The 25971-nt window shown below is 62.8% G+C and carries 23 protein-coding genes and 2 pseudogenes; 15 read left to right on the forward strand and 10 right to left on the reverse strand.

Translation table 11 applies throughout. The features are described from left to right. Positions 1-6: 6 nt before the first annotated feature. Positions 7-1764 (forward strand): GMC family oxidoreductase N-terminal domain-containing protein, encoded by a 1758-nt coding sequence (locus CupriaWKF_RS33025; protein ID WP_276103536.1) that lies wholly within the window; start codon positions 7-9, stop codon positions 1762-1764. Between the two features lie 79 nt (positions 1765-1843). Beyond that, the gene (locus tag CupriaWKF_RS33030) at positions 1844-2545 is read left to right on the forward strand and encodes a sterol desaturase family protein (RefSeq protein ID WP_276103537.1); all 702 of its coding nucleotides are present in this window, start codon (positions 1844-1846) and stop codon (positions 2543-2545) included. A gap of 20 nt (positions 2546-2565) precedes the next feature. Here CupriaWKF_RS33030 and CupriaWKF_RS33035 read toward each other — a convergent pair whose 3' ends face one another. After that, positions 2566-3471 (reverse strand): LysR family transcriptional regulator, encoded by a 906-nt coding sequence (locus tag CupriaWKF_RS33035; RefSeq protein ID WP_276103538.1) that lies wholly within the window; start codon positions 3469-3471, stop codon positions 2566-2568. A 452-nt stretch (positions 3472-3923) separates the two neighbouring features. On the opposite strand from CupriaWKF_RS33035, the gene CupriaWKF_RS33040 reads away from it, so the two are divergent. From CupriaWKF_RS33040 to CupriaWKF_RS33065, 6 genes are all read left to right on the forward strand, one after another. Then, positions 3924-6962, forward strand: a complete 3039-nt coding sequence (locus CupriaWKF_RS33040; RefSeq protein WP_276103539.1) for a molybdopterin cofactor-binding domain-containing protein — start codon at positions 3924-3926, stop codon at positions 6960-6962. Then, positions 6959-7774 (forward strand): FAD binding domain-containing protein, encoded by an 816-nt coding sequence (locus CupriaWKF_RS33045; protein WP_276103540.1) that lies wholly within the window; start codon positions 6959-6961, stop codon positions 7772-7774. The genes CupriaWKF_RS33040 and CupriaWKF_RS33045 overlap by 4 nt, the downstream gene beginning before the upstream one ends. 44 nt (positions 7775-7818) lie before the next feature. After that, positions 7819-8334 carry a (2Fe-2S)-binding protein gene (locus tag CupriaWKF_RS33050; protein ID WP_276104100.1) on the forward strand — a complete coding sequence of 172 codons (516 nt, stop codon included), beginning with the start codon at positions 7819-7821 and terminating at the stop codon, positions 8332-8334. Beyond that, positions 8327-9931, forward strand: a complete 1605-nt coding sequence (locus CupriaWKF_RS33055) for an AMP-binding protein (protein WP_276103541.1) — start codon at positions 8327-8329, stop codon at positions 9929-9931. The genes CupriaWKF_RS33050 and CupriaWKF_RS33055 overlap by 8 nt, the downstream gene beginning before the upstream one ends. A 3-nt stretch (positions 9932-9934) precedes the next feature. Then, positions 9935-10750 carry an enoyl-CoA hydratase/isomerase family protein gene (locus CupriaWKF_RS33060; protein WP_276103542.1) on the forward strand — a complete coding sequence of 272 codons (816 nt, stop codon included), beginning with the start codon at positions 9935-9937 and terminating at the stop codon, positions 10748-10750. A gap of 178 nt (positions 10751-10928) precedes the next feature. Continuing rightward, complete coding sequence (locus tag CupriaWKF_RS33065) at positions 10929-12272, forward strand: MFS transporter (RefSeq protein WP_276103543.1); 1344 nt, start codon at positions 10929-10931, stop codon at positions 12270-12272. A 147-nt stretch (positions 12273-12419) separates the two neighbouring features. Here the strand turns inward: CupriaWKF_RS33065 and CupriaWKF_RS33070 are convergent. Further along, positions 12420-12611, reverse strand: a pseudogene (locus CupriaWKF_RS33070) (amidase family protein); the annotation flags it as partial. Positions 12612-12716: 105 nt separating this feature from the next. Next, positions 12717-13280 carry an IclR family transcriptional regulator C-terminal domain-containing protein gene (locus tag CupriaWKF_RS33075; protein WP_276103544.1) on the reverse strand — a complete coding sequence of 188 codons (564 nt, stop codon included), beginning with the start codon at positions 13278-13280 and terminating at the stop codon, positions 12717-12719. 82 nt (positions 13281-13362) lie between these two features. Between CupriaWKF_RS33075 and CupriaWKF_RS33080 the strand changes: the two genes are divergently transcribed. Both CupriaWKF_RS33080 and CupriaWKF_RS33085 read left to right on the forward strand, forming a co-directional pair. Continuing rightward, positions 13363-13665: an ABC transporter substrate-binding protein gene (locus tag CupriaWKF_RS33080; RefSeq protein ID WP_276103545.1), complete on the forward strand. Its 303-nt coding sequence runs from the start codon at positions 13363-13365 to the stop codon at positions 13663-13665. 192 nt (positions 13666-13857) lie between these two features. Next, a complete protein-coding gene (locus tag CupriaWKF_RS33085; protein WP_276103546.1) occupies positions 13858-14157 on the forward strand; it encodes a hypothetical protein in 300 nt (99 codons plus the stop codon). Between the two features lie 413 nt (positions 14158-14570). On the opposite strand, the pseudogene CupriaWKF_RS33090 reads toward CupriaWKF_RS33085, so the two are convergent. The 3 genes and pseudogenes from CupriaWKF_RS33090 to CupriaWKF_RS33100 form a co-directional block, all read right to left on the reverse strand. Continuing rightward, positions 14571-15707 (reverse strand): annotated as a pseudogene (locus CupriaWKF_RS33090) (IS3 family transposase); the annotation flags it as partial. Positions 15708-15826: 119 nt separating this feature from the next. Continuing rightward, a complete protein-coding gene (locus tag CupriaWKF_RS33095; RefSeq protein WP_346348634.1) occupies positions 15827-16306 on the reverse strand; it encodes a GNAT family N-acetyltransferase in 480 nt (159 codons plus the stop codon). Positions 16307-16620: 314 nt separating this feature from the next. Continuing rightward, positions 16621-17685 carry a porin gene (locus CupriaWKF_RS33100; RefSeq protein WP_276103169.1) on the reverse strand — a complete coding sequence of 355 codons (1065 nt, stop codon included), beginning with the start codon at positions 17683-17685 and terminating at the stop codon, positions 16621-16623. A gap of 488 nt (positions 17686-18173) precedes the next feature. On the opposite strand from CupriaWKF_RS33100, the gene CupriaWKF_RS33105 reads away from it, so the two are divergent. Both CupriaWKF_RS33105 and CupriaWKF_RS33110 read left to right on the forward strand, forming a co-directional pair. Further along, positions 18174-19439: a M20 family metallopeptidase gene (locus tag CupriaWKF_RS33105; RefSeq protein WP_276102980.1), complete on the forward strand. Its 1266-nt coding sequence runs from the start codon at positions 18174-18176 to the stop codon at positions 19437-19439. Then, a complete protein-coding gene (locus CupriaWKF_RS33110; RefSeq protein ID WP_276103547.1) occupies positions 19439-20065 on the forward strand; it encodes a trimeric intracellular cation channel family protein in 627 nt (208 codons plus the stop codon). The genes CupriaWKF_RS33105 and CupriaWKF_RS33110 overlap by 1 nt, the downstream gene beginning before the upstream one ends. Positions 20066-20266: 201 nt before the next feature. Here the strand turns inward: CupriaWKF_RS33110 and CupriaWKF_RS33115 are convergent, their stop codons facing one another. Together CupriaWKF_RS33115 and CupriaWKF_RS33120 are read right to left on the reverse strand one after the other, a co-directional pair. After that, positions 20267-21535: an IS256 family transposase gene (locus tag CupriaWKF_RS33115; RefSeq protein ID WP_276098122.1), complete on the reverse strand. Its 1269-nt coding sequence runs from the start codon at positions 21533-21535 to the stop codon at positions 20267-20269. Positions 21536-22058: 523 nt separating this feature from the next. Then, positions 22059-22445: a hypothetical protein gene (locus CupriaWKF_RS33120; protein ID WP_276103548.1), complete on the reverse strand. Its 387-nt coding sequence runs from the start codon at positions 22443-22445 to the stop codon at positions 22059-22061. Positions 22446-22811: 366 nt separating this feature from the next. On the opposite strand from CupriaWKF_RS33120, the gene CupriaWKF_RS33125 reads away from it, so the two are divergent. From CupriaWKF_RS33125 to CupriaWKF_RS33135, 3 genes are all read left to right on the forward strand, one after another. Further along, positions 22812-23129 carry a hypothetical protein gene (locus tag CupriaWKF_RS33125; protein WP_276103549.1) on the forward strand — a complete coding sequence of 106 codons (318 nt, stop codon included), beginning with the start codon at positions 22812-22814 and terminating at the stop codon, positions 23127-23129. A gap of 67 nt (positions 23130-23196) precedes the next feature. Next, on the forward strand, positions 23197-23625 hold the full coding sequence (locus tag CupriaWKF_RS33130) for a GNAT family N-acetyltransferase (protein WP_276103550.1): 429 nt from the start codon (positions 23197-23199) through the stop codon (positions 23623-23625). A 658-nt stretch (positions 23626-24283) separates the two neighbouring features. Continuing rightward, entirely contained in the window at positions 24284-24505 is a 222-nt protein-coding gene (locus CupriaWKF_RS33135; protein ID WP_276103551.1) for a hypothetical protein, read from the forward strand. Positions 24506-25037: 532 nt separating this feature from the next. Here CupriaWKF_RS33135 and CupriaWKF_RS33140 read toward each other — a convergent pair. Next, a complete protein-coding gene (locus CupriaWKF_RS33140) occupies positions 25038-25373 on the reverse strand; it encodes a hypothetical protein (RefSeq protein ID WP_276103552.1) in 336 nt (111 codons plus the stop codon). 171 nt (positions 25374-25544) lie between these two features. Further along, on the reverse strand, positions 25545-25868 hold the full coding sequence (locus CupriaWKF_RS33145; RefSeq protein WP_276103553.1) for an H-NS histone family protein: 324 nt from the start codon (positions 25866-25868) through the stop codon (positions 25545-25547). Positions 25869-25971: the final 103 nt, after the last annotated feature.

Consider the following 25971-nt stretch of genomic DNA (forward strand, 5'->3'; position numbering starts at 1 on the left):
ACGCACATGACAAGGGGAGAACACGTGGGAACGCCGAGGGACCGCTTCGACTATGTGATCGTTGGTGGCGGGTCCGCCGGCTGCGTGCTGGCCAATCGCCTGTCGCGGGACCCGGGCATACGCGTCGCGCTGATCGAGGGGGGCGTCGATACTCCGCCTGGCGCGGTGCCGGCGGAGATTCTCGACAGCTATCCGATGCCCTTGTTCTTCGGCGACCGGTACATCTGGCCATCGCTGCAGGCGCGCGCCGTGGCAGGGGGGCCCGCCAAGCTCTACGAGCAAGCGCGCGTCATAGGCGGCGGATCGAGCATTAATGTGCAGGCCGCCAACCGCGGGCTGCCGCGCGACTACGACGAGTGGGCGGCGTCGGGCGCGCCCGGCTGGTCATGGCAGGACGTGTTGCCGTTTTTCCGCAAGCTCGAACGCGATGTGGATTTCGCCAGCAGCCCGATGCACGGCAGCGACGGCCCGGTGCCGATCCGCCGCATCCCGCCGCAGGCGTGGCCGCCGTTCTGCACGGCATTTGCGCAAGCGATGGGCCGCAGCGGTTTGTCCGCGCTGGACGACCAGAACGCGGAGTTCGGCGATGGCTGGTTTCCCGCTGCCTTCTCGAACGTCGATGGCAAGCGGGTGTCGACCGCCATCGCCTATCTCGATGCGCACACGCGCAAGCGGACCAATCTGCGGATCTTTGCCGAGACAACGGTGAAGGAGCTCGTCGTATCCGGACGGGAAGCGCGCGGGGTGATCGCCGTTCGTGCCGACGGAGCGCGGCTGGCGCTGGAAGCCGGAGAGGTCATCGTGTCCGCGGGCGCGCTGCAGTCGCCCGCTATCCTGATGCGCGCGGGGATTGGCGACGCGGCCGCGCTGCAGGCGCTCGGCATCGAGGTGGTGGCCGACCGGCCCGGCGTTGGCCGCAATCTCCAGGATCATCCTGCGCTGACCTTCTGCCAGTTCCTCGCGCCCGAGTACCGCATGCCGCTCTCGCGCCGGCGCTCGAGCATGACGGCGGCGCGCTTCTCATCCGAAGTGCCGGGCGGGGAAGCATCGGACATGTATTTGTCCAGCTCGACGCGGGCGGGCTGGCATGCGCTCGGTAATCGGCTCGGCCTCTTCTTCCTGTGGTGCAACCGGCCATTCTCGCGCGGGCAGGTGAGCCTTGCGGGAGCCCAGCCGGATGTGCCGCCAATGGTGGAGCTCAACCTGCTAGACGACGAGCGGGATCTGCGACGCATGGTGGCTGGTGTGCGCAGGCTGGTGCGGATTGTCGGTGCGTCGGCCTTGTATCAGCATCCGGATGATTTCTTCCCCGCTATGTTTTCGCCGCGCGTCAAGGCACTGAGCCGCGTGAGCCGCGGCAATGCGTTGCTCACCGGGTTGCTGGGGGCACTGCTCGATGTCTCGGGGCCGCTACGCAGAAGCCTGATCGCGCGCTTTGTCACGGGCGGGGCAAACCTGGCCAGCCTGCTCGCGGATGAGTCCGCGTTGGAGGGCTTCGTGCGCCAGAGCGTCTTCGGGGTCTGGCATGCCAGCGGCACTTGCCGGATGGGCGCGCATGCGGACCGGAGCGCGGTGACGGATGCAACGGGCCGCGTCCACGATGTCGGCCGGCTGCGCGTCGTCGACGCGTCGCTGATGCCTCGGCTGCCGACGGCCAATACCAACATTCCCACCATCATGCTCGCGGAAAAGATCGCCGATGCCGTGTTGGCCGAGCGCCGCGCAACCCGGCGGGCGTTGAGCGAAGTTGCCGATCCGGGCTGAACACCGAAGCTGAAAGCCAAAGGTGAACACCGAAGCTGCACTATGGCGCGCCACCAGCGCCTGGAACGAGGAGACGACGATGAAATACGATGACGAAGTCCGCGCACGCTCTTACCGCTTCCGCGACGAGTATGTCGCGTCCACGCCCGCGTGGTACCGCGGCGAACTGCATCTCGCCTTCACGCTGCTGTTCACGGGTGGGGTGATTGCCTGGTGCGCGATGAAACTGCAAGCACCGACGCTGGCGCAGTGGCTCGCGATCGTGCCGATTTTCCTGTTCGGGAACTGGGCCGAGTGGGCCGCGCACCGCTATGTACTGCATCGGCCGACGCGCTTTTTCAGCATGATCTACAAACGGCATTGCGCGGTGCATCATCGCTTCTTCACGCACCTTACGCTTGAGTACAAAGGCCAGAAGCACTGGCGCGCCTTGTTGTTCCCGCCCTTTGCGCCGGTAGCCTTCGTGCTGGCAGCCCTGCCGTTCGCGCTGGTGATCGGCGTGGTGTTCTCGAAGAACGCGGGCTATATCGCGCTGATGACGATGGCGGCGTACTACCTGATGTACGAGGGCCTGCATACACTGTCGCACATCACGGATAGCCCGCTGCTGGACCGGATGCCGTTCGTGGGGACCGTGCGGCGCCTGCACGTCACGCATCACGATCCTGAGCTGATGGCCACGCAGAACTTCAACCTGACCTTCCCGATCTGCGACACGCTGTTCGGCACGCGCAGCGATGCGCCGCGCGAGGTGCGCAGCCCGGTGGAAAGCCGGCGGTAGCCAGGGCCACTGCGCCAGGATCAGGCTGGCGTTCCGGATACCCTGCTGATCTCCTCGGCCACGATCGCGATCAGCGCGTCGGCGGCCGTGCTGAGCGGGCGCTGCGGATGGCTCACGCACACCAGGTGGCGCACGATGCGCGGCGCCAGGATCGGGTACATGCGCAGCCGGCCCTCATCCACCGCGCGCTGCACCACGATGCGTGGCAGCACCGTGGCAAAGCGCGTGGCCTCGACGAACTGCACGATGGTGCCGAGGATGTCGATCTCGAATTTTGGCTGCAGCGTGACGTCTTCGATCTGCGTCGCGGCGTCCAGCACGCCGCGCAAGCCATGACGTTTGGTGGGCAGCACCAGTTCCAGCCCGGGCAGCTTGGTGAGTTCCACCGCCGCCGGCAGTTCCGGGCCATGCTCGGCGCTGGTGACCAGCACCATTTCCTCGTCATGCAGGGATTGCACATGGAGCGAGAGCTTGCCACGGGGCTTATGCACCACCGCCGCGTCGAGCTGGCCGGCGGAGACCAGGTCGATCAGCGTGGCGCTGAATCCGTCCGCGACCGATACCTCCACATTCGGGTAGCGCGCGTTGAAGCGTGCCAGCGACCCCACCAGTACGCTTTCCGTTTCCGACGCCACCATGCCGATGGAGATCCTGCCGGCCACCTGCTCTTCGCGTTGCATCAGTTGCTGCCGCGCATTGGCGAGGTCCCGCGTGATCGGCAGGAACAGCCGGTACATCATGCGGCCGGCGGCGGTCGGCACCATGCCGTGCGGGATGCGATCGAACAGCTTCTGCCCGAACTCTTCCTCCAGCTTGGCGATCTGCATGCTCAGCGCCGGCTGCACGATATTCAGCCGCTTGGCCGCGCGTGTGACGGAGCCATCTTCGAACAGCGCGATAAAGTACTGGATCTGTCTGAGGTCCATGCTATGTGGGTCGATTCAGTATCAACGAATTTGTATAACGGGGCTGAGCGTATCAGCTTTTTTGCTGCGGCAGGTTTCGGGAAACCTGGCCGATGTGCAGGGAAAACCCTTATCTGTGACGTGCTGTGAGGCCGCATGCGCCCACTAAGGACCGCCCTGTATTGCATCATCAGAAGTGATGAACGCAATCAAAAAACAATATTAGAACTAATACCATATTCTCACTAAGCTCCTGTTCAACGTTGCATGAACCGGCGGATTCGCCCACCGGGTCCGGCGCGCAGAACGGAGTCAGGAATGAAAACAAACGATGCTGGCGGCATGACCGGCACGACACAGGAGACAGCGGCAGCGGGCGTTTGCCCCGCGCCGCGACACGCTTTCCCGTGCCGGCCCGCCATCCCCGCTAACCAGATGGACCGCCCGGGTCCCGCCACGCGGGAGGACCGGTCATGAGCGACAAGCGCAGCCTGCCGGCAGCAGCAGCGGCCCTCCACCTTGAATCCGCTGCGGCCGGGCGCCAGCGTCACGTGGGCCGCGCGATGGAGCGGCTCGAGGACGCCGCGATCCTCACCGGCCGTGGCCGCTATGGCGACGACCTGGGCGTGAAGCCCGGCACCCTGCACGCGGCCATCGTGCGTTCCCCGCATGCGCATGCCGAACTTGGCACCATCGATGCCACCGCCGCGCTTGCCGCGCCGGGCGTGCACGCCGTGCTTACCGGCGCCGACCTGGCGGCCTGGTCGCGTCCCTTCGTGGTCGCCGTGAAGTCGCCAATGGAGCAATGGGCGCTGGCCATGGACCGCGTGCGCTATGTGGGCGAGCCGGTGGCCGTGGTAATGGCCGAGAGCCGTGCCCTGGCCGAAGACGCGCTCGACTTGGTGCGCGTCACTTACCGCGTGCTGCCGCCGGTGGTATCGATCGAAGCCGCGCTGGCCGACGATGCGCCCATCCTGCATCCCGGCGTAGGCGCAAATGTGGTGAGCGACCGCCACTTCCGCTACGGCGAGCCTGAAGCCGCCTTTGCCGCGGCGCCGCACCGGGTCACGCTGACCGCGCACTATCCGCGCAACACCTGCACGCCGATCGAATGCGGCGTGGTGATTGCCGAGTTCCTGCCCGGTGACGAGGGCTACGACGTCACCTCCAATTTCATGGGGCCGTTCTCGCTGCATGCGGTGATGGCGATGGCGCTCAAGGTGCCGGCCAACCGGCTGCGCCACAAAGCCCCGCGCGATTCCGGCGGCAGCTTCGGCGTGAAGCAGGCCGTGTTTCCCTATGCGGTGCTGATGTGCCTGGCGTCCCGCAAGGCCGGCGCACCGGTGAAGTGGGTGGAAGACCGGCTCGAGCATCTCAGCGCCGCCACCTCCGCCACCGCGCGGCTGTCCACGCTGGAAGCCGCGGTGAAGGCTGATGGCCGCATCGTGGCGCTGTCCTATGACCAGGTCGAAGACTGCGGCGGCTACTTGCGCGCGCCGGAGCCCGCCACCTTCTACCGCATGCACGGCTGCCTGACCGGCGCCTACGACATCCCCAACCTGCTGGTGCGCAACCGGGTGGTGATGACCAACAAGACGCCCACCGGCCTGGTGCGTGGCTTTGGCGGCCCGCAAGTGTATTTCGCACTGGAGCGGCTGGTGCAGCGCATCGCGACGCAGCTCGGACTCGATCCGCTCGATGTGTATCGCCGCAACTTTGTTGCCGCCGATGCCTTTCCCTATCGCGCCGCCGCGGGCGCGTTGCTGGACTCCGGCAACTACCAGCTGGCGCTGGCGCGCGCGCTGGAAGAAGGCGGCTACTCCGAGCTGAAGTGCCGCCGCGAAGCCGCGCGCGCCGAGGGCCGGCTGTATGGCATAGGCTTTGCCGCCATCGTCGAGCCGTCCGTGTCCAACATGGGCTATATCACCACCGCCATGCCGGCCGAGGCGCGCAAGAAGGTGGGGCCGAAGAACGGCGCCATCGCCAGCGCCACGGTCAGCGTCGACCTGCTCGGCGGCGTGGTGGTCACCATCGCCTCGACGCCGGCCGGCCAGGGCCATATGACGGTGTGCGCACAGGTGGTGGCCGATGTGCTGGGCGTGAACCCGGCCGACGTGGTAGTGAACGTCGAGTTCGATACCCACAAGGATGCGTGGTCGGTCGCCGCCGGCAATTACTCCAGCCGCTTTGCCGGCGCCGTGGCCGGCACCGTGCACCTGGCCGCCGAGCGGGTGCGCGACAAGCTGGCCCGCATCGTGGCGCCGCAGTTCGGCTGCACGCCAGCGGAGGTGATGTTCGAAGACGGCCGCATTGCCAGGAAAGGCGCGCCTGAATCCGCCCTGCCGTTCACACGCGTAGCGAGCAATGCGCCGCACTGGTCGCCGCAGCAGCTGCCGGCGGGCGAGGAGCCGGGCCTGCGCGAGACGGTGTTCTGGTCGCCGCCCAACCTGGAAGCGCCGGATGAGAACGACCGCATCAACACCTCGGCCGCCTACGGCTTTGCCTTCGATATGTGCGGCGTGGAGATCGACCGCGCCACCGGGCGCGTGCGTATCGACCGCTATGTGACCGCGCACGACGCCGGCACGCTGCTCAACCCGGCGCTGGCCGATGGCCAGATCCGCGGCGCCTTCGCCCAGGGGCTGGGCGCGGCGCTGATGGAGGAGTTCCGCTATGGCGCCGACGGCAGCTTCCAGTCCGGCACGCTGGCCGACTACCTGATGCCGACCACCTGCGAGGTGCCCGATCCGGTGATCGTGCACCTGGAAACGCCCAGCCCCTTCACGCCGCTCGGCGCCAAAGGCCTAGGCGAGGGCAACAACATGAGCACGCCCCCCTGCATCGCCAACGCGGTGGCGGACGCGCTCGGCGTGCAGGACATCCGCCTGCCGCTGACCCCGGCCAAGGTGATGGCCATGGTGGGCTTCGACGATCCGCCACCGTCGCGCCCCGAATTGCTGGAAGCCATACGCGAGGCCGCCGTGCCCGCGGCCCGCAAGGGCAGTGGCAAGGCGCTCACCGCGCGCGGCTCGGTGGATCTCGACGCCACGCCCGAAGCCATCTTCGCCGTGCTGCTCGACCCGCAGGCGCTGGCCAAGGTGGTGCCCGGCTGCCACGCGCTCGAACGCACCGCCGAGAACCACTACCGCGCCGACGTGACAGTGGGCGTTGGCATGATCAAGGCGCGCTTCGAGGCCGAGATCGCCCTGTCGGACCTCGATCCCCCGTGCCGGCTGCGGCTGGCGGGCACCGGCATGTCCTCGCTGGGCAGCGCGCGCGGCGCCGGCCTGGTGGAGCTGGTCCCGCATGGCAGCGGCACGCGTCTGAGTTACGACTACGAGGCCGAGGTATCCGGCAAGGTCGCCGCCGTGGGCGGACGCATGCTGGAAGGCGCCGCCAAGGTGGTGCTGCGCCAGTTGTTCGAATCGCTCGGCCGCCAGGCCGCCGGCAAGCCGGTACGGCCGCAAGGCTGGCTTGCCCGCCTGCTGGCCCGTTTGGGAGTCCGTCGATGAAACCATCCGCTTTCGATTACCTGCGCGCCGAAACCACGCAGCACGCGCTCGATGCGCTGGCCCGTGGCGGCGAGGGCGCGCGCGTGCTGGCCGGCGGCCAGTCGCTGATGGCGGTGCTCAATATGCGCCTGGCGCAGCCGCAGCTGCTTGTCGATATCTCGCGCACCGCTGAGCTGAACACGGTGCGCGTGGAAAACGCTCACCTTGTGGTTGGCGCCGCGGCCACCCAGGGCGGCGTCGAATGGCGCAGCACGCTGGCTGACGAGGTGCCGCTGCTGGCCATGGCCTTTCCGCATATCTCGCATTTCCAGATCCGCAACCGCGGCACCGTGTGCGGCTCGGTCGCCCATGCCGACCCGAGCGCGGAGTTGCCGCTGGTACTGACCGCGCTGGGCGGCGAGGTGGTGCTGCGCTCCGCGCGACAGCGCCGCGTTTTGCCGGCGGCCGGTTTCTTCCAGGGCATGTTGATGACGGCGCGAGAACCCGACGAACTGGTGGAAGCGGTGCGTTTCCCGCTTCGGCGCCCCGGCGCGCGCTACGGCTTTGCCGAATTCTCCGCGCGCCATGGCGACTTTGCGCTGGTGGCCTGCGCGGCCACCGTCACCGATAACGCTATCGCACTGGCGGTTGGTGGTGTGGCGGACCGCCCCGTGCTGGAAACTTGGCCCCGGTTGCGGGGCGAGGACCTGGCGCAAGCCATCAATGATTTCAGTTGGAAACTGGGCGCGCAGGACGACGCCCATATCAGCGCGCAGTACCGCCGGCACCTGGTGCGGCAACTGGGCATGCGTGTGATCGAGGAGGCAAAATGAGCAAGACCACCAAGGGCGCCGAATTCGGCAAGCCCGCCGAGGTGATGGGCCGGCATGAGCGACGCCGCATAACCCTGACCCTGAACGGCCGCGAGCGCAGCGGCTATTGCGAGCCGCGCGAGCTGCTGTCGGATTTCCTGCGCCACGAGCTCGGCGCCACCGGCACCCACGTCGGCTGCGAGCACGGTGTCTGCGGCGCCTGCACGGTGCGGGTCGACGGCGTCGCCGCGCGCTCGTGCCTGATGCTGGCCGTGCAGGCCGAGGACCGGGCCATCGATACCGTCGAAGGCCTGGCGCCGTCAGAAGGCCTGAGCGACCTGCAGGAAGCCTTCCGCCGCCACCACGCGCTGCAGTGCGGCTTCTGCACCGCCGGCATTCTGATGTCGTGTGCGGACTACCTCGAGCGCGTGCCGCAACCCACCGAGGCGCAGGTGCGCGACATGCTGTCCGGCCATCTGTGCCGCTGCACGGGCTACACCCCCATCGTGGCGGCGGTGCTCGACGTGGCCGCGCGCCGCGCGGCTGCCGGCGTGGCCAGCGAGGAGGCCTGCGATGCTTGATCTTGGCCGCACCTTCCTGCAGAGCGTGGAGCGCAGCCCGCACGCGCCCGCCATCGTCGATGGCGACCTGATGCTCACCTATGCGCAGTGGTACGAGCGTATCCGCTGCGTGGCGGCCGGCCTGCGCGAGATCGGCCTGGTGCCAGGCGATCGGTTACTGGCCGTATTGCAGAACCGCTGGGAAATGGCCACGCTGCACTGGGCCTGCCAGTTCGCCGGCATCGTGATGGTGCCGCTGAACTGGCGCACCAAGCCGGAGGAGCTGGATTATTGCGTGCGCGATGCCGGCGTCAAGGCGCTGGTGTTCGAGCCGGTCAGCGCCGATGCCGTGCTGGCCAGCCCGGCGGCGCAGGCCGTGCCCTGCATTGCGCTGGACTGCGCGGCGGGCGGCTCGATGTCGTTCGCCTCGCTGCTGGACAGCGTTGCGTTGCATGACGCCCCGGTGGCCGAAGCGAGCGCTGTCTCGCTGATGCTCTACACCTCGGGCACCACCGGCAAGCCCAAGGGCGTGCCGCGCCGGCACCGGCAGGAGCGCGCCGCCGCGCTCGCCCACGTGGCGCAGAACCTGTATCGCCATGGCGAGCGCACCCTTGGCGTGATGCCGCTTTACCACACCATGGGCGTGCGCTCGCTGCTGGCGATGGCGCTGGTGGACGGCCTGTTCGTCTGCGTGCGGCGCTGGAATGCCGGGCAGGCGCTCAAGGAGATCGCCACCCACCGGATCACCTGCCTGTACCTGGTGCCGACGCTGTACCACGACCTGCTGGCCGATCCGGGATTCGATCCCTCGGCGATCCGCACCGCGACCAAGCTCGGCTTTGCCGGCGCGTCGATGAGCGACGGCCTGTTGCGCCGCCTTGCGCTGGCCTTCGAGCCGGAGCTGTTCGTGAACCACTACGGCTCATCCGAGGTGTACACCTTCAGCATCGACCAGCGCGCCACCCGCAAGCCCGGCAGCGCGGGGCGCGCCGGCATCAACACGCGCCTGCGCGTGGTGCGCCTGGACGCCCGCTCGCCCGACGATCTGGCTGTCACTGGTGAGGAAGGCCAGATCATCGCCGACCTGCGCGGCGATGAGGCCTTCGAAGGCTACTGGAACCGCGACGACGCCAACGCCAAGTCGCTGCGCGACGGCTGGTACTTCACCGGCGACACCGGCTACTTCGACGCCGAGGGCGACCTCTTCGTCAGCGGCCGGGTCGACGACATGATCATCAGCGGCGGCGAGAACATCTCGCCGGTCGATATCGAGTCGGTGCTGTCGCTGCATCCGGCGGTGGAAGAAGTGGCGGTGGCCGGCGTGCCGGACCCGCGCTGGGGCCAGAAGGTGGTGGCCTTCGTCAAGTCGCGCGGCAACGTCGATGCGCAGGCACTGGATACCTACTGCCGCGGCTCGGACCTGGTGAACTTCAAGCGCCCGCGCGATTACGTCTTCGTGGAGGAGATCCCCAGGTCGCCGGTCGGCAAGATCCTGCGCCGCAAGCTCTCCGCCGGCGAGTACGAGCCGGCCTCGCATTCCCGCAACCCTGACCTCAATCTCAACCCCAACCCCAACAAGGCAGCGGACGCCACGCCTGTCGACACGATCAAGGAGTAAGACATGACCCAGGTAACCGAACTGATCCATCCCGACCAGCAACGCCTGCAACAGCTCGACGGCTTCTCCGTGGAGATCAATGCCGCGCGCGAGCGCGCGGACATCATCCTGCACCGTCCGCCGTACAACGTGATCGCCATGGCGGCGCGCGACCAGCTGCGCGCCGTCATCGAAGCACTGGATGCCGACGAGCGCGTGCGCGTGATCGTTCTGCGCTCGCAGGGCGAGCATTTTTCCAGCGGCGGCGATATCAAGGGCTTCCTGGAGGCCTCGCCCGAGCACGTCTCGCAGTTGGCCTGGAACGTGGCGGCGCCGGCGCGCTGCAGCAAGCCGGTGATTGCCGCCAACCGCGGCTATTGCTTCGGCGTGGGCTTTGAGCTCTCGCTGGCCTGCGACTTCCGCATCGCCACCGAGACCACGCAGTACGCGCTGCCGGAGCAGAAGCTCGGGCAGATCCCTGGCTCGGGCGGCTCGGCGCGCCTGCAGAAGATGGTAGGCATCGGCCGCACCAAGGACATCGTGATGCGCTCGCGCCGTATCTCGGGCAAAGAAGCCTACGAGTGGGGCATCGCGGTGGAATGCGTGGCCGACGCCGAGCTGGAAGCCACCACCGATGCGCTGGTCGACGAGCTGCGCGGCTTCTCGCCGCTGGCGCAGCGCACCGCCAAGAAGCTGCTCAACGACACCGAGGATGCGCCGCTGTCGATCGCCATCGAGCTGGAAGGGCATTGCTACAGCCGCCTGCGCAGCTCGGACGATTTCCGCGAAGGCGTGGAAGCGTTCCACGGCAAGCGCAAGCCGGCGTTCCGCGGCAGCTGATGCAAATCGCGGGCGCGCCGGCAAGGCCGCCCGCATCCCGGACGAATTGACCGGATAACGATGCCCGCTGCCACGGCGCAAGCATCGCGGGGGAGCGCTCGCCTGGCGGCAAGGCACCGCCCGCGCGCCATCGCTGCCGTAATGATCCAAGCAGAGATCCAAATCAAAGGAGACAACAATGGAAGCCGTAGCAAAGAAGAGTACAGAGACGATCAGCGTGCCGCTGCCAGCGGCGAGCAATCGCCAGGTGTTTGGTGCCGTGACGGCGTCATGCATGGGATGGGCGCTGGACCTGTTCGACCTGTTCATCCTGCTGTTCGTGGCGCCGGTGATCGGCAGGCTGTTTTTCCCGTCGGAGCACGCCATGCTGTCGCTGGCGGCAGTGTATGCGTCTTTTGCCGTGACGCTGCTGATGCGTCCGCTCGGCTCCGCGATTTTCGGCTCCTATGCCGACCGCCACGGCCGCAAGGGCGCGATGGTGGTTGCGGTTACCGGCGTTGGCTTGTCCACGGCGGCGTTCGGGCTGCTGCCCACGGTGGGACAGGTGGGCCTGCTTGCGCCAGCCTTGTTCATCCTGCTGCGGCTGGTACAGGGGATCTTTGTCGGCGGCGTGGTGGCATCCACCCACACCATCGGCACTGAGTCGGTGCCGCCGTCCTGGCGCGGCGCCGTCTCGGGGCTGGTTGGCGGCGGTGGCGCGGGTATCGGGGCAATGCTGGCTTCCATCACCTACATGGCAATGACCGCGCTGTTTCCCGGGGATGCGTTCGACACCTGGGGTTGGCGCTGCATGTTCTTCTCCGGCATCATCAGCTCGGTGCTCGGCCTATTCATCTTCAATTCGCTGGAGGAGTCGCCACTGTGGAAGCAGTTGCAGGCGGCCAAGGGACATGCCGCTCCGGTTGAGAACCCGTTGCGTGTCCTGTTCTCCAGCAAGTACCGCGGCGTCCTTGCTGTCAACATCCTGCTCACGATCGGCGGTGGCAGCGCCTACTACCTGACCTCAGGCTATCTGCCGACCTTCCTCAAGGTCGTGGTGAAGGCACCGGCGGGCGCATCCGCGGCCATCCTGATGGCCAGCAGTGTCGGCGTTATCGTGGCATCGATATTTGCCGGTCACCTCAGCACGCTGATTGGTCGCAAGCGATCCTTCCTGCTGATCGGCGCCTTGAACGTGGTGCTGCTGCCGTTGATCTACCAACGGATGCCCGCGGTGCCGGATGTCACCACGCTTGGCATGTATGCTGTGGCGCTGGCGATGCTGGGCAGCATGGGTTTTGCTCCGATCCTTATTTTCCTGAACGAACGGTTCCCCACCAGCATCCGTGCCACGGGGACTGGCCTGTCATGGAATATCGGCTTTGCCATCGGCGGCATGATGCCGACGTTTGCGTCGCTGTGCGCGAGCACCCCCGCCGACCTGCCAAAAGTGCTGGGGATCTTCGTCGCGGTGGTCACTGCCATTTACCTGGCCGGTGCGGCGATCGTTCCGGAGACCGCCGGCCGCCTTGGGGAAAAGTGAGGGTGACTGCGCAGTTTGGGAAAACCGGCCGTTCAGGACTGTCGCAGGACTGGACGGTCAGGCATCCGTTCGTGCGCTGGCATGGGCCTCGACGGCGCCGCTGCGTCCAGGCGCTGTTTTGCCCAGTGTGCGGGGTGCGAGCTGCGGGGAGCGGGGGTTGCGCGTTGGGCCAGGATGGAACGCAGCAAACTCGGTTGTTGTGACCGTCTTGCCACGAATCACAGCTCCGGCAGTTTTCGCGAGCGTGACCGCCGCAGCGTCCATGCGGGGTCTGAAATTCTCATAGATGGGGTGGCCGTAGGTCGCGGGTATGGCGGCTGTGTCGATGAGGTCCTTCACCGCTGCAGCAGTTCGCCAACCGTGCACGATTCTCTCCCCGGCTAAAAGGACGCACCGATGGTAGCGGGTTGCCATTCCAAAACCAGACGGTCGCTCAACGGTGGGCTACGGTGATTCCACCTCTAACGCGCGAGTACTGTAAAGCTCACCTTCCGCGAGTAAATGAGCATATTGGGCCATGTCAAAGTTCGATTGATGAACAAAATTCTGAATAATGCGCGACTCCTTCCGGAGCAGCGCAAGAAATTCAATCTGGCGGCTGACAGGTAGGTGGTCTTCTAAGGCCGTGATCCTGATTGCTCCGAGTGGCGCGCCATGGCTGTCATGCACAACGATCCCGACTCTGCTCACGCCTTCGATGAGGCGGCTATCGTGCACGGCATACCCAACCTCCTGGGAGGCTCTGACAATCTCGAGCATTAGCGGGACGCTTAGCTTGCCGTAGCCGAACAAACGCCTCGCGTTGGCGCACACGATGCGCTCGATTTCATCGTCCGGCAGGGACATGAGCAGCGCAAGGCTTCCCGCCCCGACTCCCAGTGGCCGGTGCACGCCGATCTCCAGACTCGGGATATTGATGGCGTTCCGTCCTTCCGCACGAGCGACGGAGATGGCGTCCGCCCCGCTCCGGATCGTCATGAAGGCAATGCCGCCAGTCTCGTCTGCCAAACGCTTCAGCGATGGCTCGCAAAGGTGCCAGAGCTTGAAGTGAGAGGCCGCGGTCAGCCCTAACTCGAAGAGACCATACCCGATGGCGACGACGGAGTTCGGCCGGTACGGCTATAACCCGGAGATGGCGAAGAAGCTGTTGGCCGAGGCAGGATTTGCGAACGGTTTCAAGACGACGCTGAGCTATAACGCGGGCGATCCGGTTCAGGAGCCCATCGCCCTGATGTATCAGACGGCATTGCGGAAAATCGGGGTGGATCTGCAGCTAGAGAAGCTCCCGGCTGGGGTCTTCTATGAGGCCGTCACCAAGCGACAGAAGCCAATCATTTTCTATCTGGACTCGCCTTGGGTTTCCGATCCCGGCTATCGTGTCATTCAACATTGACGAGCGAACTGGTGTCACCGCCAGTGGCCGTCGCGCGGGCTTGTGAATGACGCGTCCCGCTGGAGTTTGGTACCAAAGACTGCTGGCAAGGGGGTTCTGATGCTTCAAACATTACGTGGCGCGGGAGGCGACCTAGTACTGACGATTCCACACTAGTTCGTTGAACGAAACGGCTTAGCTGAGGGGGAGCGCGTGCAACTACATCTTGTCGGCAAGAGGATGATTGTTGAGGTACCTAGCCGACCTCGCTATAAGCTGGCGGACCTGTTGGCAGAGATGCCAGAGGGCCTTCTGCGCATGGATGAGTGGGAGCAAATCCCTTCGGTCGGCGCGGAAAATGACACGGGCGGTACGGGGCCGGCCAAAGGCCTAATGCGCTTCGCCGCGTCGCAGGAGAATATTGATAGGCTTGCGATAAGGCTTGCCTTTTGCCTCGCTGCTCTTGGGGCGGTGGTGGCAATCGCGACTATTGCGGCCCTGACTGCAAAGTGACCACGGCGGGGACAGTGGAGCACGACCTTGATTCGATGGCCCACTATCCGTCCATAGGCGGATATTGAGATGTTCTCGTCGACGGCAATGTTCCCACCTCGAAATGGTCGGCATTGTCGGCCTAACTCGTTGATTCTTAAGGATTGGCCGTTGAAAAATGAAAACGTTGAAACTAACGGCCAATGACGCCTGAGGCACACTGCAATTGACGCCGCCGGCGTCCAGTTGTTGACCACAAGGACTGCCTTGGCGGTCAGCTTTCAATCAATCCTCGATGGAGCGCAAGTAGGGCTCTGGGGTTGCCCCGCTTCATCGGACAGATCTGCATTTGAATTTTATGTCGATGGGTTTTCTCCTTGTGATGGGGCAGTGTAGGCCCGGTGTAGCGCCGGATTCCTGCCATTGACGGGCAGCTTTTCAAATTCCTGCGGAGACCGATAGCCCAAAGCGCTGTGCAAGCGATGCGGGTTGTACCAGCCCTCGATCCAAGTGAACAGTGCCCGACGTGCGTGATCGTGCGTGGCGAAGCGCGATCGCATCAGCAGCTCGCATTCGAGCGTGGCGAAGAAGGACTCACACATGGCGTTATCGTAGGCATCGCCCACCGATCCCATCGAAGGCTGAACACCGGCGTCCCGGCAACGTCGCCCGAAGGCAACAGACGTGTATTGGCAGCCTTGATCCGAGTGGTGAATGACATCCTCTGGGCGGCGCTGCGCGAGCGCCATATCCAGTGCCTGCAACATCAGCGCGGTACGCAGATGGCTGCCCATGGCCCAGCCCACAATGCGCCGGCTGTACACCCAACACCACTGTGAGATAGAAGAAGCCCGCTGCGGTCGGAATGTAGGTCGCATCGGCGACCCACAGACGGTTCGGCACGTCAGCTTGGAAGTGGCGCTGCACCAGATCCGGAGCCGGTCGTGCACCAGGTGCTCGCCGCGTGGTCTTCACCCAGCGTCGCCGGCTCACGCCGCGCAGGCCCGCTTCACGCATCAGGCGCGCCACGCGCTTGCGCCCGACGTGTATGCCTTGCCGGGCCAGCGTCGCGTGAATGCGCGGCATGCCATAGGTGCCGTGCGAGCCCGTGTAGATGGCCCGGATGCGTGCCAGCAGGTCCCTATCCTGCTTTGCATGGGCCGATGGTTGGCGTTGATTCCACGCATGGAAACCGCTGCGCGAGACCTTGAGCAGCCGTGCCATGGTCGCCAAGGGCCAGGTGGCCTGATTCGCCTTCATGAATTCGAACCCTTGTCGGGTACTGTTCCGGTCTCCCGGGCGAACCAAGCCGCGGCCTTTGCCAAGATATCGCGCTCCATCTTGACCTGCCGAAGCTCTCTACGAAGATGGGTCAGTTCCTGGCGCTCGGCTGTGCTCAGGCCATCGTGACGTTTGCCCGCGTCACGGTCAGCCTGTGCGACCCAGTTGTAGATGGTCTGGGCAGTGGGTTCAAATTCCTTGGCCAGGTCTTCCGGCGTTCGGCCGGCGTGGACGAGGTCAATCATTTGCTGCCGGAAAGCAGCGGCATACGGCGCTCGAGTCTTGGCCATGATGGGTACCCCCTACGGTTCAAGATAGCGGGTGTCCAAAAAAGCGGGTCATCTCCAGCCGAGGCACACGCACGTGTTCTTGAACTGTGACAGGACGACAATCTCTCAGACTATTCGGGTTAATGCGAATTTGAATGCATCCAAGTATTCCACCCCCGAGTCAAGTCCCGAGTCATGCATTGGCCGGCTTGGCTATTGGCACGCTGATAAGCCTTCGCAGCTCGTACCTCATTTGGCAGTGCGCTATAGGGCGTCAACGAAAATCCATGCCTACAAAAGAAGTTCGCGCAAGACATCGATAGAACCACTGCCAGCCGACACCCGTCGGCTTGTGCTCTCATCAGGGCGGCCTGAACCAGATGTGATGCGATACCCTGTTCTCGGTAGTCGGGGAGCACTGCAACTGGCCCTACGACAGCTGTGGTGCCGTGACGTTCGGCGCCCGCGCATCCTGCTATCACTTTCGCCGCCACAGCAACGTGGAGCGTTGTCCTCGCCAGGTCAACATCGGAAGTATCTAACCCAGTTAGCTCTAGAAGGTCGGCCAGTGGCACCCACTCACCCGTTGCCGCTGCACGAATCGAAATGTCTCTCATCATGAGTCCTCCCGCGACGGTGCGCGATGAGACTGACTGTCCGGCGGCCGGCGGAGTCTCGCGATAGCCATACCGCCACGCGTCCTTCCTGGCAGCATTGACTTGGCTGCCCCCCCCAATTGAGCCATCGCTTCATGACAACAGCTAGCGCTTCCAACTCGGAGACGGCACTGGCGCGTCAACGACAATCACAGCTACAGGCGAAAAAAAGGCCGGCATTGCTGCCGGCCAACGTCCTTAACCCAGTGACAAGTCAAGGTCGATATGAGCTGTCATGGCACACCCAGCGGGTGTGCCGATTCTCGCGCCAAGGCGGATTAGAAGCGGTGACGCACGCCGACCATGGCGCCAGTCTGGTTCTGGCCCGGCAACGTATTGGCCGTGCCGGTCACACCAAAGGTGGCATTGCCCTTGTTGCTCACATAGCCGAGCAGCAGGTACGCGTCGGTGCGCTTGGAGAAGGCGTAGTCGGCGTTCAGCACAAACATCCACGAATCCTTGCTGTCAGTGCGGGCATCCGTATAGTAAGCCGCACCAGTCAGAGTAAAGGCCGGCGTGAACTTGTAGTTCGCGCCCAACCAATACAAGTTGTCGTGACGGGCCGTACCGGTGGTGACTTCGTCGCGCATCCAGCGATAGCCGGCGAATGCCTTGGCGTCACCGAAGGCATACGAGGCGCCAATCGCAGCACGCTTGGCCGTCAGGTCCGCCGACGCAAGGGTGCTGCCCTGGAACTGGTCATAGGCAGCGCCCACCGAGAAGGGGCCGTTCGCATAGGCCAGGCCACCTCCAAAATTGGTGCCGACCTTGAAATGACCCGGCACTTCACCGCCGAGACCGGAAGTGACATCGCGGCCGAAGCTGTAGAAACCGGTTGCCGTCAGACCGCCGAACTTACCGGTGTACTTGATGGCATTGTCCGCGCGGCCATTGAACTGATTATCGACGGAGTTGAGCGAGTACATCGGTCCCACTGCCATCGGGTCGTAGGCGCCGAACAGGTCATACAGCGAGTTCTGCTGCCGGCCGAGCGTGACAGCGCCGAAGTCGCCTTGCAGCCCGACATAGGCTTGGCGGCCGAACAGTCGGCCGCCCTGGGCAGATTTGCCAGTGTCGATGTCAAAACCGCTTTCCAGCACGAAAATACCCTTCAGATTGTTGCCGAGGTCCTCGGTTCCACGCAGGCCCCAACGCGAGCCAGAGAGACCGCCAGAAGTTACGCCAGTTACGGAGCCGCTTCCATTGGCGCCGCCATTGACATGGCTTTGGAAACTGATGCCAGCATCAGCGATGCCGTAGAGCGTCACGTTGGACGATTGGGCAAACGCGGCGCCGGACATGGCGCAAGTTGTGACTGCCACTGCAAGGAGAGTTTTTTTCACTGTCAATCCCGGTTTCTTTTTGAGCGAAGGTTCCTGGCGGTGGTGTCGCGGCTAGTACGCGAGCCGCGACTCCCCACCGACTCGGCTGCGAGATATTGCGACAGAAATGTGACAGTAACATGTAAGCAATTGTCCTAAAATATGGATAATTATTTCTCTTATATGAACAATGTGCCCGGGCCCTGTCACCTAAACTTCCGATGGCGGGCATGGCCGATACGTCTCCAATCAGGGAGACAAATTTTTGACGAAGTTCGTGTCGGTATGCCCCAACACCTCGGCTGGCGACAGCGACCTCGTAGACCGCCGACCTCAATGGCTTTGAACAGCTCAAGGGCTTCCGGAGAGGCAACGCAACCTCAGCTTGGGTTCCGACGCGGCAGAACGGCGTAGCAATAGGTCCATTCAAGGAAAGGCCAAGGTTTGCTCTTCTTGGACGAAGCAACCCGGATGAAGCAAACTGAACACTAAATGTCCGGAGGTGTTTCATGAACGCACTCGTCCAAGCTTTGGCGAACCGCAGCGACCAGTTGCTGGCGGAGCTCGAAATCATCTACAAGGACTTTCACCAGCACCCCGAGCTGTCGATGCAGGAGGTCCGGACCGCCAAGGTCGCCGCAGATTACATCGAGGCCCTGGACTATGAAGTGACGCGTGAGGTAGGCGTCACTGGTGTCGTTGGTGTGTTGCGCAACGGCGAGGGCCCCACGGTGATGCTCCGCGCAGACATGGACGCATTACCCATGGCCGAGAACACCGGGTTAACCTATGCCAGCAGCATAAAGGCCAAAGATGAAGACGGCGTCGAAGTCGACGTCTCTCATTCCTGCGGGCATGACATGCACGTGACATGGCTGATGGGGGTGGCGCGTGTCTTGGCCGAGCACCGCGACGCCTGGAAGGGCACGGTCATGCTGGTCTTTCAACCAGGCGAAGAAGTTGGACGAGGTGCCAGCAGCATGGTCGATGACTGGGATGCGGAACGCTTTCCCAAGCCAGACATCATTCTGGGCCAGCACGTCATGGTCGGCCCCAGCGGCACCGTCAGTTATCGCCCGGGCGTCATTCTGTCAGCGGGAGACAGTCTGAAAATCAAGCTGTTCGGGCGTGGCTCGCATGGTTCGCAGCCGCAAACATCCATCGACCCGGTCATTATGGCCGCATCCACGACGCTACGCCTGCAGACCATCGTCTCGCGTGAGATTTCGCCGATGGACAACGCCGTGCTGACCATTGGCTCCCTGCAAGCGGGTACCAAGGAAAACATCATTCCGGACGAAGCCACTATCAAGCTGAATATGCGCACGTTCGACGATGACGTGCGCGAGTACATGCTGGCATCCATCCGGCGAATCTGTTGTGCGGAGTGCGATGCATCCAACGCTGAGCGGCCTCCGGAGTTCACCACGCTCAGCACGTATCCTCTGACGGAGAACGATATCGCAGCCACAAGTCAGGTGGCCGACGCCTTCAAGGCGCAGTTTGGCGATAAGGCCTACGAGGCACGGCCGGCCTCGGCCAGTGAGGACTTTAGCGTCTTTGGCCGAGCCTGGAATGTGCCCTACGTGTTTTGGTTCATTGGCGGCACCGACCCTGAAGTCTATGCGCAGGCCAAGGCCGAAAAGCAGTTGAACAAAATACCGAGCAATCATTCGCCGAAGTTCGCACCCGTGATTCACCCGACGCTCGAAACGGGCCTGCATGCGATGTTGACGGCGGCCTCGGCGTGGCTTTGTACGGCTCCCGAGGCGTGATGGAACATAACCTCTTCGTTTTGGTGGACCTGCTGGGGACCTTCGCGTTCGCGGTCAGCGGCGCCCTTGCCGCTGAGCAGAGGCGGCTTGACCTGTTTGGCGTGCTGGCCATCAGTTACCTGACGGCTTGCGGTGGGGGAGTAATTCGTGACCTGTGCCTCGGTGCACTGCCGCCAGTCGGCATTTCGGACTGGCGCTACCTCGCAACGTCGGCGTTAGCCGCCGGGTTGGCAATCTGGGCGCGTCCAATCATCGACCACCTCAAACACCCCATTGTTTTCTTCGACTCGCTAGGGCTGGGCTTCTTCGCCGTCATTGGCGCGCACAAGGCGCTGCAGTTCGGCCATAACGTCGAAGTTGCGATTCTTCTCGGCATGGTGACCGCCGTTGGCGGTGGTGTGGTGAGAGACGTGGTCCTCAATCGCGTACCCATTATCCTCGAGAAAGAAATCTACGCCATTGCAGCGCTGGTCGGGGCAGCCATCCAGGTGCTTGGGCAACTCATGGATTGGAAATTCGCGCTCACGCCGTGGTTCGGCGCTTTGACTTGTTTTGGGCTCCGCGCCCTAGCGGTGCGCTATTCCTGGAGCCTTCCGGTTGTACGTGGAAGGGACGTAGCGCAATGAGTGCTCGCTTTATTGGGTCAAATTCGGTTTGCTGCTTATTCACTCGGCCGCTGTATATGACGCCGGTGGCAAGGTGAGTCAACCTCCTGTGGCAGTTGCATCTAAACCGTTGTCCAGCACACTGGTAGTTATATAGCAGCGAGTGAAAGGGCGGTGGGGGAGGTGTCAGGAATTTTGTGTGCTGAGGTCGGTTAAAAAATCTCAGCTCATGGCGGAGGTGAATCGCTCGCCAAACAGAATGGCGAACTGATTGACTGCTTGCCGCCAGGTGATAGGTGGCATCTTCCAATCCTTTTCGATGTTGCGCAAGGCCAGATACAGCAGTTTGCTGGCGGCCTCGTCGCTGGGGAAGTGGCCGCGATTCTTGACGATCTTGCGCAACTGCATGTGCATGCTCTCGATGGCGTTTGTCGTATAGATGATTCGACGCACCTCAGGCGGATAGACGAAGAAGGGAATCACCTGTTCCCATTGGCGCTGCCACATGGCCGCGACGGTAGGGAATTTGCGTCCCCACTCACTTCCCGCAAAGGTGTCGAGCGCTGCGGCCGCCGCCTCGGCCGTGGCGGCCTGATAGATCGGCTTGAGCGCGGCAGCCAACGGCTTACGGTCCTTCCAGCTCGCCAGATTCAGCGAATTGCGGATCAGATGCACGATGCAGGTCTGGATTTGCGCGGCCGGATAGACCGCCTCGATCGCCTCGGGGAAGCCGCGCAAGCCGTCGACCACCGCGATCAGGACGTCGTGCAAGCCGCGGTTCTTCAGTTCGTTGAAGACCTTCAGCCAGAACTTGGCGCCTTCGGTTTGCTCGATCCACAGACCTAGCACTTCCTTGCGGCCGTCGGCGCGGATGCCCAGCGCCAGATAGACCGCCTTGTTCTTGACCGTGCCTTCGTCGCGAATCTTCAGTCGTAGCGCGTCAAAGTACACGATCGGATACATGGCCTCGAGCGGGCGTTGCTGCCATTGCTCGACGTCAGCCAGCACCTCGTCGGTGACCGTGGAAATCAGATCGGGCGATACCTGCAGCCCGTACAGCTCCAGCAGATGGCCCTGAATCTCGCGCACGCTCATGCCGCGCGCATACATGCTGATGACGTGGTCGTCGAAGCCAGGCAGCCGGCGTTGATACTTGCCGACCAATTGGGGCTCGAACGTCGCCTGCCGATCGCGCGGAATATCCAGATTCAGCTCGCCGTTGGGCGTCAGGACCGTCTTGGGGCTGGTGCCGTTGCGGTGGTTGCCGGTCTTGCCTTGCTCGGCCTCGTTATCCAGATGGTGACTCAACTCGGCGGCGAGCATACGCTCGGCCAACTGCTTCTTGAGCTGGCCGGCCAAGCCCGATTCGCCCAGGATCGACTCGGCATCCTTGCTCTGCACCTGGGCCAGCAGTTGATCGATCAGCTCATCGGGAAACAGCTTCGGTGCCTTCGGGTTCTTGCTCTTCTTGTTCACTGTCGTGTCGGTCATTGGACGTTTCCGTAATCGTCTCATGACCTCGGCACACTAAAAATCTGACAGGCTCGGCGGTGCAGTTTTCGCCATGGCTTCTCCGCCCGCATGCCTGACGAGCGGCAGCTCCTCACGGTCTCGCAGCACCGCACTCATTGCCCTTCTTCTGGACTTAGTCATCGTCCCCGTGGTGTCCATGGTATCCATGGTGCCCGTGACCCCAGTACCCATACGGACCGTAGTATCCGCCGTGATATCCGCCATCGTACGGCACCACGACGCACCCCCCGAGCAGTGCAGATACGGCAATGAGCAATGCGAGAAGTGTCTTCACGGCGCGCTCCTCATCCTGAAAAAATGCGGAGAGACCAGGCTGGCCTCTCGGCTGCCTGGCCCTCTCCACAAAACGCCTACACTCGAGCTTCATTGCAATGACCTTCGCCCTTGGCAACGTACCCAGTCAGCTCGATGGAAGCGGCTTACTGCTTCTTCGTCTTGTCCACCTTGGCGGTGGTGCTGCCTTCGCTGTGCCCGACCGAACTTACGGCTTGGTAACGTCCGCCTTGGGCTTGGCCTGGCCGGCATCACTCTTCACATCGGCCTTCGACTTAGAGTCCTCGGTATTAGCGGTCCCCATCTTGCTCGCCTTGTGTTGAGCCCCCTTGGCGGCAGACTTATTGGATTTGGCCGTCACGTCGGGCTTTGCTTGGTGAGCGCTGGCTTGAGCCTTCGCTCCCCCCTCCTGCGTTCCGACACTTTTCTTGTTCTTGTCGGCATTTTCCTGCGTGGCGCTCTTTTCCTTGACGACCTTTACCTGGTTCTTCGTCGCCCCGGCTTGCGGCTGAGTCGCGGAAGCTGGAACACCAGTCTGCGCGAATACGGTACCGACGAGGGCTGCAGAGGCGAGAGCAGCGAACAGCTTCTTCATGACGTGGACTCCTGAGGAATTTTTGAAAGCTCGGCAATGCGCCGTGCTTACCGGCAGAAACGGCACTGTCTCGAGCCGAGTTGACTCAGAGCTGGTGACATTCCGTAACTTCTGAAACAGGCAAGCGTACAGCGCGACATTGAACGGGGGCGCCTCCAGCTTCAGCACAGCTCTTTGACGTTTCAGAAGTACTCCGACCTCAGGTCCCTGCTGAAGACGCTCGGGCGCCTGTGGGGCCCCCAAAGTCCGTCTGGAAACTCAGCGCCTCGACCTCGCGTTACAGAAAGTCACCGCTGTGCGAATCTGCTAATACATCGTCGAACCACGCTGACCTAGAGTCTCTACAAGAGAAATAAGGGGAAAATCATGCGAAAGGCCGCAGCGCTCTTGCTTCTGGTCGGCGTTACCGCTCTTGACTCCAACATGGCTGAGGCGCGGGTGGATGTCGGTATTGGTATTGGCATCCCTGCGCCTGTGGTTGTTGCCCCGCCGCCCGTCTACTACGAGCCAGCTCCCGTGGTCGTTCAGCCGCCGCCCGTGGTAGCGGCTCCGGCCTACTATTACGACGACTGGCAGGCCCGTGCCTGGAGAGAGCGGCAATGGCGCGAGCAGCGATGGAGGGAGCGAGAATGGCGGGAGCGGCGGCGCGAATGGCGGCGCTGGCACGACGACTACGATGACTGAGCGCTAGGCTTGTGGGTAAGAATCAGAACGCCGAGGCCTCGTCATCAATAGGTTTACGGGTAACACCATGAGGCCGCGTCTTGCGACCAAGGCAGACCTTCGTGATGTGGAAGCATTGCTTCAAGCGTGTTCACTTCCCGTCGGCGGAATATATAGGGAGGCGGTGCAATTTCATGTCAGCCGGGACAAGACTGGCCTCCTCGGCTGCGCCGGTATCGAGGCGTTCGGTGACGTTGGCCTGTTGCGAGGCGTGGCTGTCGCCGAGCGCGCGAGGCGGGCGGGGCTGGCCGCCTTGCTTGTGTGCGCACTGGTGGCCGACGTACGTTTGCGCGGTATCGAATGCCTGGTCGTCCAAACGGAAACTGCCGCTGGTTATTTCACTCGCCTCGGCTTCACGCCGGTCGAACGTGCGGCCATACCTCACGACCTGCTGCTTTCTCTTGAACTCGCTAACGCCAGTATCAGTGACACGGCTTTATTGAAGGCCAAGCTTTGACCTCGCAAGACACCGAGCTATCCCGCTACAGTAATATCGAGCCGCCTTGTGCCAAGGGCAGACAGTCGGCACAGGGCTGTTGCAGGAATGCTTCGATACGCACGTTCCATACCATTCCGGTTGCAGCAACCGATTCGCATGAATACATTGATGGGTAATGTGACTTTGCCGTGAGGTTTCGTCCATGAACTGGCGACGTAGCACAACAAGTCGACAGCATATTTGGACTAACGGCAGAAAACGTCAACGTAGAACCAGAAGCCAGTGGCCCGGTTGAGGAACTACCAATGCGAAAAGCTCGTGTCATTCTCTATATTTCGCGCAGACATCTCGATATCATCTTTGGATGCACGACACATGGCCGGTTCGTGCAGAAAAGAGAGGGTGGTTTCCAAATTTCGCTGACCACCGCTATTGCCTACCGGAAAGCGAGTTCCAGCGGATAGAAGTGGTGGCGACCAGTCTCACCGGCGTCAGGGCCGCTCACGTCGGACTAGCAAGAAGGCGAGTCCGTCGAATAGCATCCAGCGTTGCGCGGCGTCTTCGCCTAGTTGAAGACACGTGCGGACATGGCCTTCGCGACGCAGGTTGTTTCCGACGCAGGTTGTTTCCATTCCCGAAGAATTCAACGCTCTCACTCATCTGACCAGACGTCGAAATGGCTTTCAACAGCGCAACGCCTTGGGTCAACACATTTCCATCCGCCGACCGTGACTATGTTCGTGAAATTGTCCAAGGAGCATCCATTGCCGTCTCCGAACCCTTGGTTGGGAAGAACAATGGCGCACCCGGCATCGTCATGGCCGTCGGGGTGCGTTCATCTGATGGCAGCCTGCGTGCAATCGTGGCGGGTACCAACGAACACCCGCGTAGAGGTTGACACTGCCGTCAACTGCTTGCCACAGGAAGGAAATCCATGCTGACTGACACAATCCGGGAGAAATCCGAGTGCGAGCAATGCGGTGCGACTCAACCATTACCGCATGTGCGCGACTTACGGGTAGATACATCCCCACTTGTCGGTGACGCTCGACCAGCCTCGACAGACTTCATGCTGTGTACAAATTGTGGGAAAGCCGAGATGCTCCCAGTGCTGCTTGAGATAGATTCTATGTGGAACAGACAGGCTGCCGCGCTGAGGGTCCAGAGATGTCTTGCTTGCGGCGAAGGGCTTATCGATGAAGACGCGCTGCGCTCAGTACTCTCAATACAAAGCGAGTGCAGCGAGCAAGACGAATCGAGGCAACAGACTTCTTTCGCGGCCGCCGGAAGCGCCGCCAACGACGATTGAATAGGCAGTCGTGGTGGTGGTGCAGGAAGTGCGTTATCGCTCAGAAGCACAGAGGAACTCCCTCTTTCGGTCGAGCAGCGAAAAAGCCGGCTTGCGCCGGCTTCTCTGATTCGATGCTGGATTACTTACCGGCATCCGCCTCACACTTCTTCATGAACGACGACTTCGCAGCCCCTGCAAGCGGCTTCCCATCCTTCCCTACGGCTTTGGCTTCGCAAGCGGCCGACGCGTTGCCCTTGTTACCAGCTTCGCATTTCTTGATGAAAGAGGTCTTCGCCGCCCCGCTCAGCGGCTTGCCATTCTTGTCAACCGCTTTCGCCTCACAGTTTGACGCAGCCGGCTGAGTTTCAACGGGGGTTGCTGGCTTGGCGGCAGAGCTCGGCCCGGCCTTTTGCGCATAAGCTGCGCCGGTTGAGAGCAACATTGCGACAACAACGGCAGAAAGTCTTCTCATCACGGACACCCTCCTGGAAAAGTGAGGCAGCTTGCCCCGCCGTTAGGAACGGCTGGGGAGTCACTATCGTTGACGCCTCCCCCCGCCCGACACGGATAGCACCGGGGCAGGCTGCGTGGCAGACAAAGTCATTCGAATGTGTTTGAGCTGCGCCCCGGTCCTGGCATGAGCCTGCTACTCTGCAATCAGAAATTTCGTGCGGTTTTTGCCAAGCCAAGCGGGTGCTCGTCCACGGCCGGACCAAGTCGCACCAGTCTTCGGGTCCATGTATTTTGCCGGCAGCTCGGACTTTGCCTTGGCAGCGGGCTTGCCCGCCTTGCCAGCAGCTGCCGGACGGCCACGGCGACGCTTGGGAGCAAGGTCTTCGACCGTCAGTTCGTACTCGGCCATCAGCGTCTGGATTTTCTCGATTACACCAGCAATTTCGGTCGCGCGAACTTCAGCGAGTTGGGCTTCGAGCGCTTCTTTTTCTGCCATGAGCTGCTTGTAAGTCGCCATTTAAAATATCCCTCGTTGTAGGTGACTCACATCGTACAGCACTCTTCTGAGAGTGAACGGATTTTCGAGTCGAGCCTCCCCTCACGAGAGATTAGGTAATCTG

The organism is Cupriavidus sp. WKF15 (assembly GCF_029278605.1).
Lineage (GTDB): Bacteria > Pseudomonadota > Gammaproteobacteria > Burkholderiales > Burkholderiaceae > Cupriavidus.